General features: G+C 70.2%; 13 protein-coding genes. 9 read left to right on the forward strand and 4 right to left on the reverse strand.

Annotation, left to right across the window (positions count from 1 at the left end):
- On the forward strand, window positions 1-576 hold the full coding sequence (locus tag GQF42_RS14975) for a TetR/AcrR family transcriptional regulator (RefSeq protein ID WP_158920120.1): 576 nt from the start codon (window positions 1-3) through the stop codon (window positions 574-576).
- A gap of 15 nt (window positions 577-591) precedes the next feature.
- Here the strand turns inward: GQF42_RS14975 and GQF42_RS14980 are convergent, their stop codons facing one another.
- Together GQF42_RS14980 and GQF42_RS14985 are read right to left on the reverse strand one after the other, a co-directional pair.
- Window positions 592-1,398, reverse strand: a complete 807-nt coding sequence (locus GQF42_RS14980) for an EI24 domain-containing protein (RefSeq protein ID WP_158920121.1) — start codon at window positions 1,396-1,398, stop codon at window positions 592-594.
- 22 nt (window positions 1,399-1,420) lie between these two features.
- A complete protein-coding gene (locus GQF42_RS14985; RefSeq protein WP_158920122.1) occupies window positions 1,421-1,861 on the reverse strand; it encodes a MarR family winged helix-turn-helix transcriptional regulator in 441 nt (146 codons plus the stop codon).
- A 101-nt stretch (window positions 1,862-1,962) separates the two neighbouring features.
- Here GQF42_RS14985 and GQF42_RS14990 point away from each other — a divergent pair, with 101 nt between their 5' ends.
- Together GQF42_RS14990 and GQF42_RS14995 are read left to right on the forward strand one after the other, a co-directional pair.
- Window positions 1,963-2,991, forward strand: a complete 1,029-nt coding sequence (locus GQF42_RS14990) for an NADP-dependent oxidoreductase (protein ID WP_158920123.1) — start codon at window positions 1,963-1,965, stop codon at window positions 2,989-2,991.
- 107 nt (window positions 2,992-3,098) lie between these two features.
- Window positions 3,099-3,527, forward strand: a complete 429-nt coding sequence (locus tag GQF42_RS14995) for an organic hydroperoxide resistance protein (RefSeq protein ID WP_158920124.1) — start codon at window positions 3,099-3,101, stop codon at window positions 3,525-3,527.
- A 62-nt stretch (window positions 3,528-3,589) separates the two neighbouring features.
- Here the strand turns inward: GQF42_RS14995 and GQF42_RS15000 are convergent, their stop codons facing one another.
- Both GQF42_RS15000 and GQF42_RS15005 read right to left on the reverse strand, forming a co-directional pair.
- Complete coding sequence (locus tag GQF42_RS15000) at window positions 3,590-4,741, reverse strand: serine hydrolase domain-containing protein (protein ID WP_158920125.1); 1,152 nt, start codon at window positions 4,739-4,741, stop codon at window positions 3,590-3,592.
- 187 nt (window positions 4,742-4,928) lie between these two features.
- Window positions 4,929-5,828 carry an SCO2400 family protein gene (locus GQF42_RS15005; protein ID WP_158920126.1) on the reverse strand — a complete coding sequence of 300 codons (900 nt, stop codon included), beginning with the start codon at window positions 5,826-5,828 and terminating at the stop codon, window positions 4,929-4,931.
- Between the two features lie 201 nt (window positions 5,829-6,029).
- On the opposite strand from GQF42_RS15005, the gene GQF42_RS15010 reads away from it, so the two are divergent.
- The 6 genes from GQF42_RS15010 (at window position 6,030) to mmsB (ending at window position 13,337) form a co-directional block, all read left to right on the forward strand.
- Complete coding sequence (locus GQF42_RS15010) at window positions 6,030-7,187, forward strand: mandelate racemase/muconate lactonizing enzyme family protein (protein ID WP_158920127.1); 1,158 nt, start codon at window positions 6,030-6,032, stop codon at window positions 7,185-7,187.
- The gene (locus GQF42_RS15015) at window positions 7,184-8,197 is read left to right on the forward strand and encodes a zinc-dependent alcohol dehydrogenase (protein WP_158920128.1); all 1,014 of its coding nucleotides are present in this window, start codon (window positions 7,184-7,186) and stop codon (window positions 8,195-8,197) included. The genes GQF42_RS15010 and GQF42_RS15015 overlap by 4 nt, the downstream gene beginning before the upstream one ends.
- Window positions 8,198-8,348: 151 nt before the next feature.
- A complete protein-coding gene (locus GQF42_RS15020) occupies window positions 8,349-9,350 on the forward strand; it encodes a hypothetical protein (protein WP_158920129.1) in 1,002 nt (333 codons plus the stop codon).
- Between the two features lie 5 nt (window positions 9,351-9,355).
- Window positions 9,356-10,465, forward strand: a complete 1,110-nt coding sequence (gene chvE / locus GQF42_RS15025) for a multiple monosaccharide ABC transporter substrate-binding protein (protein ID WP_158920130.1) — start codon at window positions 9,356-9,358, stop codon at window positions 10,463-10,465.
- A gap of 44 nt (window positions 10,466-10,509) precedes the next feature.
- Entirely contained in the window at window positions 10,510-12,096 is a 1,587-nt protein-coding gene (gene mmsA, locus GQF42_RS15030) for a multiple monosaccharide ABC transporter ATP-binding protein (protein WP_158920131.1), read from the forward strand.
- Entirely contained in the window at window positions 12,093-13,337 is a 1,245-nt protein-coding gene (mmsB, locus tag GQF42_RS15035) for a multiple monosaccharide ABC transporter permease (protein WP_158920132.1), read from the forward strand. The genes mmsA and mmsB overlap by 4 nt, the downstream gene beginning before the upstream one ends.
- Window positions 13,338-13,354: the final 17 nt, after the last annotated feature.

Here is a 13,354-nt window from a genome sequence, read left to right on the forward strand (position 1 = left end):
ATGCCGTACGGTGACGTCATGAACGCGAGGGTCAGGAGCGAGGAGCGGCGCGCGGAGATCGTCGGGGCGGCGCTGGAGGTGATCGCCGAGCGTGGTTACCGGGGGGCGAGCCTGGCCGCGGTGGCCGAGCGGGTGGGGCTGACCCAGCAGGGCCTGCTGCACCACTTCCCCACCAAGGACGCCCTGCTGGTGGCCGTGCTCCAGGAGCGGGACCGGTGGGACGCGGTGCCGGACTCGCAGTGGAGGGTGGATCTGCTGGCCTCGCTGGTCGAGTACAACGCGATGCGTCCGGCGATCATCCAGACCTTCTCGGCGCTGCTCGGCGAGAGCGTGACGGAGGATCATCCGGCACGGGGTTACTTCACCCGGCGCTACGCACGGGTCCGGGAGTCCATGGCGGCGGTGCTGCGCGCCGAGTACGGCGACCGTCTGCCCAACGGCCTCACCCCCGAACGCACCGCTCCGCTGCTGGTCGCCGTGATGGACGGGCTGCAGTACCAGTGGCTGCTGGACCCGGAGTCGGTGGACATGCCCGGCGCGTTCCGGGACTTTCTCCGGCTGCTGGGCGAGGAGTAGCCGCCCCGGGTGGGCCTACCGCGGCGCGGCGTGGGGGACGTCGGCGGCGGAGGTGTCCGCGGCGGAGTCGTCGCCGCTCTCCTCCCCCAGCAGCTCCCGGGCCAGCAGCGTCGCCCCGGCCACCGCCCCCGGCATCAGGAACACCGCGACGAACGGCACCAGGAAGGCCAGGCCGAGCGGGGTGCCGAAGCCCCAGACCAGGGTCTTTCGCGAGCGGAGCAGGGCGAGCCGGGCGTGCAGTCCGACACCCCTGCGCTGGAGGGCGACGGCGGTCAGCTCCTCGGTGAGGAAGAAGCCGGTGACGAAGCAGCCGAGCACGGGGACCACGGTCTGGCCGACGAAGGGCAGGAAGCCCAGGGCGAAGAGCAGGACGCCCCACAGGCCGGCCCGCACCAGGACGCGCAGGCTGTCGCGGGCCGAGATCCACAGCTCGCGCCAGAGCGGCAGCTGCGAGTGCGGGGCGGTGCCGTCGGGCGAGACGTCGGCGTCGACCTTCTCCGACAGGCTCTCGTAGAAGGGCTGGCCGACCAGCAGGGTCACGGCCGTGAAGGTGAGCACGGCCAGCAGGAGGCCCAGGGCGAACAGGACGGCGGTGAGGAAGCCGCGGAACAGGCCCTGCCAGGGGCTGGACCAGTGGTCCGCGAACGGGGTCGTCCAGGTGACCGCGTCCTCGCCCCACACGGCGAGCGCGACCAGTGCCGCCACGTACAGGACCAGGGTGATCAGGCCGGGCAGCAGTGCGAAGCCGTACTGCCTGCCGTGCCGCCTCACCCAGTGCTGGCCCTTGAGCAGATGGCCGAACCCCACCCCGAGATCGCGCATGGCGAAAACTTTACCGGTGGACTCAGTCGCCCAGCATCCGCCGCAGCAGGTCGCGCAGCGAGCGGCGCTCGTCCTCGGAGAGGCCGGCGAGGGGTTCACGGGCGAAGCGCAGGCCCTCGCGCAGGTCCCTGGCCATGCGCAGGCCCTCGTCCGTGGCGGCGGCCAGCTTCACCCGGCGGTCGGCGGGGTCGGGGCGGCGCTCGACCAGCCCCCGGGCCTCCAGGCGGTCCACGATCCCGGTCACGTTGGACGGCTCACACTTGAGCTTCTGCGCGAGCTTGCGCATGGGCAGCGGCTCCAGCGAGAGCAGGCTGAGCAGCCTGGCCTGCGGGCCGGTCAGGGTGTGCTCTCCCGCCGCCTTCTCGTAGTCCGCGTAGAAGCGGGCCACGACGTCGCCGATCAGCTCGACGACCTCCAGGGTGAGGGCGTCGGGTCGGCGGGTCTTCGATGGCGTGGACGACATGGACTCCAGGATACCCGGTTACTTGACATCATGAAATATTTAGTCGCATTGTTGTTTCAGGTACTGAAGTATTTGCACGAAACCCTCAAGGAAGGCCCGTCATGATCAACCGCGAGTGGCACCTGCTCAGCCGTCCCGTCGGCTGGCCGAAGCCCGAGGACTTCGCCCTGGTGGAGACCGAGGTCCCGACCCCCGGGGAGGGCCAGGTCCTGGTGAGGAACAAGTACCTCTCCGTCGACCCCTACATGCGGGGCCGGATGAGTGCCGCGAAGTCGTACGCCGCCCCCTTCGAGCTGGGCAAGGTCATGCAGGGCGGCGCAGTCGGCGAGGTCATCGAGTCCAACGCCGAGGGCATCGCGGTCGGCGACCACGTCCTGCACTTCTTCGGCTGGCGCGAGTACGCGGCCCTGGACGCGAAGCACGCCGTCAAGGTGGGCCCGACGGCCGTACCGGCCGTGAAGGTGGAGGCGCAGGACGTGCCGCTCTCGGCATTCCTCGGCGTCCTCGGCATGACCGGCCTGACCGCCTACGCGGGTCTGCTGCGCACCGCCTCCTTCAAGGAGGGCGACATCGTGTTCGTCTCCGGCGCCGCGGGTGCCGTGGGCAGCGAGGTCGGCCAGCTCGCCAAGCTGCTCGGCGCCTCGCGGGTGATCGGCTCGGCCGGCTCCGACGAGAAGGTCAAGCTGCTGGTCGAGGAGTACGGCTTCGACGCGGCCTTCAACTACAAGAACGGCCCCGTGAGCGAGCAGCTGCGCGAGGCCGCGCCGGACGGCATCGACGTCTACTTCGACAACGTGGGCGGAGACCACCTGGAGGCGGCCATCGGCTCGCTCAACCAGGGCGGCCGCATCGCCGTCTGCGGCATGATCTCGGTCTACAACAACACCGAGCCCGCCCCCGGCCCGAGGAACCTCGCCCGACTGATCCAGACCCGGGGCCGCATCGAGGGCTTCCTGGTCGGCGACCACTACGACCTGCAGCCCGAGTTCGTCCAGAAGGTCGGTCCGTGGGTCGCCTCGGGCGAGCTGCAGTACCGCGAGACCGTGGTGGACGGCATCGAGAACACCCTGGAGGCGTTCCTCGGAGTCCTGCGCGGCGACAACATCGGCAAGATGATCGTCAAGCTCTGAGCCCCGACGGGCCTTCCCCGTTGTTTCCGGCATGCGGTAACTTCATTCCGAAATCCGTCGTCGATCGTGGGCGCGAGTCGCGGCGGACCGAGGAGGAAGACAACCGCATGCCCAGCACCCCTATTGGTCGTTCCGACGTCCTGTACACCGCCGTCGCCACCGCCGAGAACGGCCGTGACGGCCGCGTCGCCACCGACGACGGCAAGCTCGACGTGGTCGTGAACCCGCCCAAGGAGATGGGCGGCAACGGCGCCGGCACCAACCCCGAGCAGCTGTTCGCCGCGGGCTACAGCGCCTGCTTCCAGGGGGCGCTCGGTGTCGTCGCCCGCCAGGAAGGCGCCGACGTCTCCGGCTCGACCGTCACCGCGAAGGTCGGCATCGGCAAGAACGACGACGGGTTCGGGATCATCGTGGAGATCTCCGCGGACATCCCGAACGTGTCCGCCGAGGTGGCCCGCGATCTGGTCGAGAAGGCGCACCAGGTGTGCCCCTACTCGAAGGCGACCCGCGGCAACATCACCGTGACGCTGGTCTGACCACCGTCGTTTCCACTGCGGCAGCCGCATCCTTGGACGTGGGGTGCGGCTGCCGTCCTGTCTCAGGCGGCCTGCGCCGCCCGGTGCACGGCTCTCACGAAGCCCCCGTTCTCCGGCGCGGCCCCGGCCGGGAACACCATCCGCCGACGGGCGTAGCCGTACGCCAGGCCGCTGCGGGGGTCGGCGAAGGCCTGGGTGCCACCCGCGCCGCTGTGCCCGAAGGTGCCCGCGCCCAGGACCGGGTGCCACATGTCGGCCGTCGCCTGGAAGCCGAGGCCGTACGACTTGTGCGCGCGGGCCACCAGGTCGTAGCCCACGGAGTGGATCTGGCCCACCTCCGCGACCGTGTCGGGCTTCAGCAGCGGCGGGCGGTCGTCCAGCTCGCTGATCGCCGCCGCGTACATCGTCGCCAGCCCGCGCGCGGAGGCGACCCCGCCCGCGGACGCCGGTCCCAGGGCGCGCACCCGGCGGGAGTTGACGTAGCCGTCCAGCGTCGCCGGCCGCGCCACGTGCTGGTTGAAGGCGATCGCGGTCAGGGTGTGCGGGCCGGTCGGCTCCGCCGCGATCAGTGCCTGCTGCTGCGGGGTCGGGCAGTACGGCTGCACCGTGCGGAAGCGGGGCTCCTCGGCCTCGGGCAGTCCCAGGTAGAAGTCCGTGCCGTACGGGGCTCGCACCCGCTCCTCGTACACCTCCTGCAGGGTGTGTCCCGTGGCCCTGCGGACCACCTCGCCGGTGAGCGCGCCGATCACCAGCGCGTGGTAGCCGAAGGCCGTGCCCGGCCGCCAGAACGGCTTCTGGTCCGCGAGCCGTTCGGCGATCGCCCGGTCGTCGGCCATCTCCTCGGGCGAGAACCCGGCATCGATCCCGACCAGGCCCGCCCGGTGCGCCAGCAGTTCCCTCAGGGTCACCGAGCCCTTGCCCTCGGCGCCGAACTCGGGCCAGTAGTAGGTCACTTTGCGGTCCAGCTCCAGCGTGCCGTCCTGCACGAGGAGCGCGACCACGAGGTGGGCCGCGCCCTTGGTGGACGAGAACACGCCGTACAGGGAGTCCGCCTCGGCGCCCGCCCACAGGTCGACGACCCGCCGCCCGTGCACATACGCGCACAACTGACCCTCGTAGTCGTCCCGTTCCCCGGCGACGAACGCGGCGAACTCCTCGCGCACCGCCTCGAAGCCCCCGGCGACCGTGCCGTGGACGGTGATCTCCTGACTCATCCGCTCTCCTCAACCTGAGCCGCTCTCGCTGCTCCTCCTTGCACAACGCCCGTTCCCGCTCCGGACGTTCCCCAGACCGGTACGGCGAGATGTACCTGTTCGACTCAACCGCCCCGGGGGCCGGTGGGTGTCATCGATGCCCCGGATGGCGGAGGGCGCGGGGTGGTACGCGGAAGCGGGGCAGGGCTCAGGTGCACCACCACAGGAAGCGCTTGCAGGTGCTGCTCGGGGACGGTGCCGGAGTCGGGCCGGACGTCGTCGGGGCGCCGGTCGCAGGGGCCGAGGGACGGGTGGTGGCCGTGGCGGCCGGGGCCGTCGGGGTCGCGCCGGAGCCCGACGGGGCCGAGCTGCCGGTCCGGCCGGCCCCCGAGGCCCTGGGCGGCTTGGAGGCCCTGCCCCTGCCGGACTTGGCGGACGCGGAGGCCGACGCGCCCGTGGAGGCGGAGGCGCCCGCGGCGGCGCCGGAGGTGTCGCTCACCGGCCGGGCCGTGCCGCCCGGTGTCGCGGAGGCCGCGGCGCCGCCCGCCGCGGTGTCCGCGGACGTGGCCGGACCGCCGCCCGAGAAGGGCGAGAAGGGGGCGTCCGTGCCCAGTTCGGCGATGCTCAGCCCGCCCGCGGCCAGCGCGAGACCCGCCGCGATCAGCACGGTACGGCGACGCCGGCGCCGGTGGGCCGCGGCCTTGCGGTCGCGGCGGCTGGTGTCCGACCCGGCCGGGCTCGCGGTCGCGGCGCCGCGTCCCTTGCGCCGGGCGGCCCGGCCACCCGGCTCACGCTCCGGCTCCGGTTCCGGCTCCGGTTCCTGGGCCTCACCCGTTCCGGCGGGCCCGTACTCCTGCGCGGCGCCGCGCCCTTGGGCCGGCACCCGGGCGCCGTGGTCCTCGGCCGGGGCAGGGCCGCCCGCGGGCGGCGGGTAACCGCTCTCCGCCGCGGCGTCACCGCCGTACCCCGGCGTCCGGCCCGTCTCGGCGGCGCCCGCGTAGGCGTACGCGACCGTCGTCTCCGCGGCCGCGGCGCGCGCCGGTGTTCCGCACCCGGGGCAGGCCAGGGCGCCGTTGAGGTGCCGTTGGCACGGGTGGCAGTAGTCCATGACGCCGGAAGACTAGATTCCCCGCCGGTAACGTTCCTAGGGGCACCTGTGAAGGTTTCGTGGATCAGCGAAAGAATTCTCGAAAGACTTGCCGAAACCGTTATCCGTTCGCCCCATTGACACCCCCGCCACCCCGTCCTTACTGTCACGCCAACATTTCGAACGTGTGACGAAATTTCGAACAGTTGAGGGGCAACTGCCGTGCGCATCACCGGAATCAGCACACACGTGGTCGGCACGCCGTGGCGCAACCTGACCTACGTCCAGGTGCACACCGACGAGGGCATCACGGGAGTGGGCGAGACCCGGATGCTCGGTCACACCGACGCGCTGATCGGCTATCTACGGGAGGCCGAGGCCAATCACGTGCTCGGATCGGACCCGTTCGCCGTCGAGGATCTCGTACGCCGGATGAAGTACGGCGACTACGGCCGCGCCGGTGAGATCGTCATGTCCGGCATCGCGGTCGTGGAGATGGCGTGCTGGGACATCAAGGGCAAGGCGCTCGGCGTGCCGGTGTGGCAGTTGCTCGGGGGCAGGGTGACCGACAAAGTCAAGGCGTACGCCAACGGGTGGTACACGACCGAGCGAACGCCCGAGGCGTATCACAAGGCCGCCCAAGGGGTGATGGAGCGCGGATACCGGGCGCTGAAGATCGACCCGTTCGGCACCGGGCACTTCGAGCTGGACCACGAACAGACCCTGTACGCCGTCTCGCTCATCGAGGCCGTGCGGGACGCGATCGGCCCGGACGCCGAGCTGATGCTGGAGATGCACGGCCGCTTCTCCCCCGCCACCGCCGTCCGGCTGGCGAAGGAGCTGGCCCCCTTCCAGCCGGCCTGGCTGGAGGAGCCGGTGCCGCCGGAGAACCTCAAGGCGCTGGAGAAGGTGGCCGCCAAGGTGGACACCCCCCTCGCCACCGGTGAGCGGATCCACGACCGCATCGAGTTCCGCGAACTGTTCGACAGCCAGGCCGTGGACATCATCCAGCCGGACGTCGGCCACATCGGCGGCATCTGGGAGACCCGCAAGCTCGCCGCGACGGCCGAGACGCACTACATGCTGCTCGCGCCGCACAACGTCGGCGGGCCGGTGCTCACCGCCGCCTCCCTCCAGGTCGGCTTCACCTCGCCGAACTTCAAGATCCTCGAGCACTTCAACGACTTCGCGGACGCGGAGATCAAGAAGGTGGTCAAGGGCGCACCGCAGGTCGTGGACGGCTACTTCCACCTCTCCGACGCGCCCGGCCTCGGGGTCGAGCTGGATGTCGACGCCGCCGCCGAGTTCCCGCAGCAGCAGGCCCGGTTCGACCTGTGGGCCGAGGGCTGGGAGCAGCGCAAGCCCAAGGGGACGAAGTGAGTTCCCGGGGTTCCCAGGTCGTCGTCGAGGCGCCGGGCAGCCACCGGGTCGAGGAGCACACGCCCCGCACGCCCGGCCCGGGCGAGGCGCTGGTCGCCGTGCACGCGGTCGGCATCTGCGGCAGCGACCGCGAGGTGTACCAGGGCAACCGGCCCGAGGGGTACGTCCGTTACCCGCTGACACCGGGTCACGAGTGGTCGGGAACGGTGCGGGCCGTGGGCGCCGGGGTTCCCGGGACGCTCGTCGGGCGCAAGGTCGTCGGCGAGGGCTTTCGCAACTGCCAGGTGTGCGACCGCTGCCACGCGGGCGAGACCACGCTGTGCACCGACGGCTACGAGGAGACCGGCTTCACCCTGCCGGGCGCCATGGCCGCCACGCTCACCCTGCCGGCCCGGCTGCTGCACGCGCTGCCGGACGACGCCGACCTCACGGCCGCCGCGCTGCTGGAGCCCGCCGCCTGTGTCGCGGCGGCGGCCCTGAAGAGCGGCGCCCGGCCGGGTGAACGGGTCGCGGTGGTCGGCACCGGGACGCTCGGGATGTTCGCCGTGCAGTTCCTGAGGGCAATCTCGCCGGGCGAGCTGCTGGCGGTCGGGACCGGCAACGGCCGCGAGGCCCTCGCCCGGCGGTTCGGCGCCACCGACTTCCGCACCAGGGACCAGGCACTGCCCGACGACTTCGACGTGGTCATCGAGACCGCCGGATCCGCGTCCGCCGCACGCACCGCCGCCTCCCTGCTGCGGCGCGGCGGACGACTGGTCCTGACCGGGATCCCGGCGCCGGGCGCGGACGGGCTCGACCCGACGGATCTCGTCGTACGGCAGCTGGCGGTGTTCACCGTCTTCGGGGCACCGCCCGATGCCTGGGCGCACGCCGTGCGGGTGTTCGGCGCCGGATTGCTGGACCCGGTGCCGCTGGTCACGCACGAACTGCCGCTGACCGAGTTCCCGCAGGCCATCGAGCTGGTCGGGGCCGGCGATCCCAAGGTGGGCAAGGTGCTGCTCCGCCCCTAGAGACGTACGCCGGTCAGGGCGTGACCTGACGGCGCCCTGACCGGCGTACCCCAAGGCCCGAGGCCATGGCCTTGGAGCCACGGCCTTGGCACACCCAGAGCCGCGAACCATGTCCGAGATATCGAACGCCTTGAGTGCGAAGGAACAGCTTGTGACCGACGCTTCCGCCCCGGGAGTCCGCAGGCCCGGAGAGCCGGTGCTTACCGCTCTCGGCCTCGGCGCGCCCGCGCCCGACCCCGCCGACGCCTCCGCCCACAGCTTCCCGGGCGGTGGCCGCTGGCGCACCGAGATCCCCTCGTGCGAGGGGCCCGAGGCGCTGGCGGTCGTCCTGAAGGAGTCCTCCCGCCTCGACGTGCCGATCCACCGGATCAGCCAGGGCAGCGGTGTGTGGATGCTCACCGACGCCGAGATCACCGAGATGGTCGAGGCGACCTCCGCACGCGACATCGAACTCTGCCTGTTCACCGGCCCGCGCGGCACCTGGGACATCGGCGGCTCGGTGCGCTCCGACTCGCGGGGGGCCGGACTGCGCGCCCGGGGCCACGACGCCGTGGCCGGCTGTGTCGAAGACGCCGTCCGGGCGACCGAGTTGGGCGTCAGGTGCCTGCTGGTCGCCGACGAGGGGGTGTTGTGGACCCTGCATCGGGCCCGCGAGGGCGGCATCATCCCGGCCGACACCACCCTGAAGGTCTCGGCGCTCGTCGGCCCGGTGAACCCGGCGTCGTACGCCGTCTTCGAGCGCCTCGGCGCCGACTCCGTCAACGTGCCCAGCGATCTGACCCCGGCCCACCTCACCGAGATCCGCCGGGTCTCCGCCGCTCCCATGGACATGTACATCGAGGCCCCCGACGACCTCGGCGGCTATGTGCGGATGTACGAGGTCGCCGAGCTGATCCGGCGTGGCGCACCGCTCTATCTCAAGTTCGGTCTGTCCAAGGCTCCCGGCATCTACCCGTGGGGCACCCATCTGCGGGACGTGACCCTGGACACCGCCCGGGAGCGGGTGCGGCGCGGCCGGCTCGCCCTGGACCTGCTCGCCCGGCACGGCGCAGACGGCGACATGGCGCCGCTCGGCTCCCGGCTGCCCGGCCCGCTGAACCGCTTCCCCGTCGAAGCGTCCGCTCCTCCCAACGACGAGAACGACAAGGACTGATCCCCATGCGCAACCGCAGAGCCGCACTCGCCGCAACAGCCGGAGCCGCCTCGCTCGCCCTGATACTCACCGCCTGCGGGCAGAGCGGCTCGGGCGGCAGCAAGGAGAAGACGGGCGACGTCAAGGGCGCCACGATCGGCATCGCGATGCCGACGAAGTCCTCCGAGCGGTGGATCAACGACGGCACCGACATGGTCAAGAACCTCAAGGCCAAGGGCTACAAGACCAAGCTGGTCTACGGCGAGGACGACCCGAGCACCCAGGTCTCGCAGATCGAGAACATGATCACGCAGGGCGTCAAGGGCCTGATCATCGCGGCCATCGACAACAAGTCCCTGAACAACGTGCTCCAGGAGGCCGCCCAGGCCAACATCCCGGTCATCGCCTACGACCGGCTCATCCTCGGCACCAAGAACGTCGACTACTACGCCTCGTTCGACAACGAGAAGGTCGGGACCCTCCAGGGCACCTACATCGTCCACAGGCTCGGTCTGGACGCCGGCAAGAAGGGTCCGTTCAACATCGAGCTGTTCGCCGGCTCCAACGACGACAACAACACCCAGTACTTCTTCGACGGCGCGATGAAGGTGCTCCAGCCCTACATCGACAAGAAGGAGCTGGTCGTCAAGTCCGGCCAGACCAAGCTGAACCAGGTCACCACCCTGCGCTGGGACGGCACCACGGCGCAGAAGCGCATGGAGGACATCCTCACCGCCTCCTACAAGAGCGGCCGGGTCGACGCGGTGCTCTCGCCGTACGACGGCATCTCCATCGGCATCATCTCCGCGCTCAAGTCCGACGGTTACGGCTCGGGCAGCAACCCGCTGCCCGTCATCACCGGCCAGGACGCCGAGCTGGCCTCGGTGAAGTCGATCATCGCCGGTCAGCAGACCCAGACCGTCTTCAAGGACAGCCGCAAGGAGACCGCGGTCGCCGTGACCATGGTCGACGACGTCCTGCACGGCAAGAAGCCGCAGGTCAACGACACCACGACCTACACCAACGGCGCCAAGGTCGTCCCCTCGTACCTGCTCCAGCCGGTGAGCGTGGACAAGACCAACTACGAGGACGTGCTGGTCAAGGGCGGCTACTACACCGAGTCCCAGCTCAAGTGATCCCGACCGTCCCTGCGACCCCACACTGATTGGAAGGCACGACCATGGCGGGACCCGTCCTGGAAATGCGCTCGATCGTCAAGACCTTTCCCGGTGTCACAGCGCTCTCGGACGTCACTCTGACCGTCCGCCGGGGCGAGGTCCACGCCATCTGCGGGGAGAACGGCGCCGGCAAGTCCACCCTGATGAAGGTGCTCTCCGGCGTGCATCCGCACGGCACCTACGAGGGCGAGATCCTCTTCGAGGGGGAGGTGTGCCGGTTCCGGGACATCCGGGCGAGCGAGCAGCGCGGCATCGTCATCATCCACCAGGAGCTGGCGCTGGTGCCGTACCTCTCCATCGCGGAGAACATCTTCCTCGGCAACGAACACGCCACGCGCGGGTTCATCAACTGGAACGAGACCCTCAGGCACGGCACCGAACTGCTGCGCCGGGTCGGCCTCGACGAGCATCCCGAGACCCGCGTCGCCGACATCGGCGTGGGCAAACAGCAGCTCGTGGAGATCGCCAAGGCGCTGTCGAAGGAGGTGAAGCTGCTCATCCTCGACGAGCCCACGGCGGCGCTGAACGACGAGGACAGCGGCCAACTCCTCGATCTGATACTCGAGTTGAAGAACCAGGGCATCACCTCGATCATCATCTCGCACAAGCTGGGCGAGATCCGCCGGGTCGCCGACTCGGTGACGATCATCCGGGACGGCCGGTCGATCGAGACCCTGGACGTCAAGGCCCCGGCGACGACCGAGGACCGGATCATCAGCGGCATGGTCGGCCGCGACCTCGACCACCGCTTCCCCGAGCGCACCCCGCACGAGGCCGAGGAGGGCGCGGCGCCCGCGCTGGAGATCCGCAACTGGACCGTCCACCACCCCATCGACCAGCAGCGCAAGGTCGTGGACGACGTGTCGATCAACGTCCGCCGGGGCGAGATCGTCGGCATCGCGGGGCTGATGGGCGCCGGCCGCACCGAACTGGCGATGAGCGTCTTCGGCCGTACCTACGGCCGCTACGCGGGCGGCACGGTCCTCAAGGACGGCACCGAGATCCGTACGAAGTCCGTCGCCCAGGCGGTGGAGCACGGCATCGCGTACGTCACCGAGGACCGCAAGCACTACGGCCTGAACCTCATCGACACCATCAACCGGAACATCTCGCTGACCGCGCTGAAGAAGGTCGCGCGGCGGGGCGTGGTGGACGAGCAGGCGGAGCGGCAGGTCTCCGAGGGCTTCCGGACGTCCATGAACATCAAGGCGCCGACGGTGTTCGAGCCGGTCGGCAAGTTGTCCGGCGGCAACCAGCAGAAGGTCGTGCTCAGCAAGTGGATCTTCGCGGGTCCGGACGTGCTGATCCTGGACGAGCCCACGCGCGGCATCGACGTGGGCGCCAAGTACGAGATCTACACGGTCATCGACCGGCTGGCCGCCCAGGGCAAGGCGGTCGTCTTCATCTCCTCCGAGCTGCCGGAGCTGCTCGGCATGTGCGACCGCATCTACACGATGGCCGCGGGACGGCTGACCGGTGAGGTGCCACGGGCCGAGGCCACGCAGGAGGTGCTGATGCGCCACATGACGAAGGACCAGGCCCCGACGGACGCGACGGACCACGCAAAGGACGAAGAGGTAACGCGATGAGCACGGACGTCACCGACAAGACCCCGGCCGCCGCGCCGCCGGGCAAGGACGGCTCGGCCACCGGCGAGGGCCTGTTGCGGCTGGTGCTCGGCGGCCTGCGCCGCAACATGCGCCAGTACGGCATGCTGATCGCGCTCGGTCTGATCGTCGTCCTCTTCCAGATCTGGACCGGCGGCGACCTGCTGCTGCCGCGCAACGTCTCCAACCTGGTGCTGCAGAACAGCTACATCCTGATCCTCGCGATCGGCATGATGCTGGTGATCATCGCCGGGCACATCGACCTGTCGGTCGGCTCGATCACGGCGTTCGTGGGCGCCTTCGCGGCCGTGCTGACGGTGCAGCACGGCGTGGCCTGGCCCGTCGCGCTGGTGCTGTGTCTGCTGGTGGGCGCGGCGGCGGGCGCCGTACAGGGCTTCCTGATCGCCTATTTCGGCATACCGTCGTTCATCGTCACCCTCGCCGGGATGCTCCTCTTCCGCGGCCTCACCGAGATCCTGCTCAAGGGCCAGACCCTGGGCCCGTTCCCGAACGGCCTGCAGAAGATCGGCAACGGCTTCCTGCCCGAGGTCGGTCCGAACACCAACTACCACAACCTCACCCTGCTCCTCGGCATCGTCCTGGTCGCCGCGGTGGTGTGGCAGGAGGTGCGCGACCGGCGCCGCCAGCGGGAGTTCTCCCTCGACGTGGTGCCGAAGAACCTCTTCCTGCTCAAGCTCGTCGCCCTGGTCGCCGCGATCGTCGCCCTGACGATGCTGCTCGCCAGCTACGACGGCGCACCGATCATCCTGATCATCCTCGGTGTCCTGGTGGGCGGCTACGGCTACGTCATGCGCAACTCGGTCTTCGGCCGCCACATCTACGCCATCGGCGGTAACCTGCCCGCGGCCAAGCTGTCCGGTGTGAAGGACAGGCGCATCACCTTCCAGGTGTTCCTGAACATGGGCGTGCTCGCGGCCCTGGCGGGTCTGGTGGTCGCCGCCCGCCTGAACGCGGCCTCGCCGAAGGCGGGCGACGGCTTCGAACTGGAGGCCATCGCCTCCTCGTTCATCGGCGGCGCCTCGATGAGCGGCGGTGTCGGCACCGTGCTCGGCGCCATCATCGGCGGTCTCGTCCTCGGTGTGCTGAACAACGGCATGAACCTCCTCAGCGTCGGCACCGACTGGCAGCAGGTCATCAAGGGCCTGGCCCTGTTGGCAGCGGTCGGGTTCGACGTGTGGAACAAGCGCAAGTCCGGTTCGTGAGGGTCCAGAAAAGGGAG

Source organism: Streptomyces broussonetiae (assembly GCF_009796285.1).
Lineage (GTDB): Bacteria > Actinomycetota > Actinomycetes > Streptomycetales > Streptomycetaceae > Streptomyces > Streptomyces broussonetiae.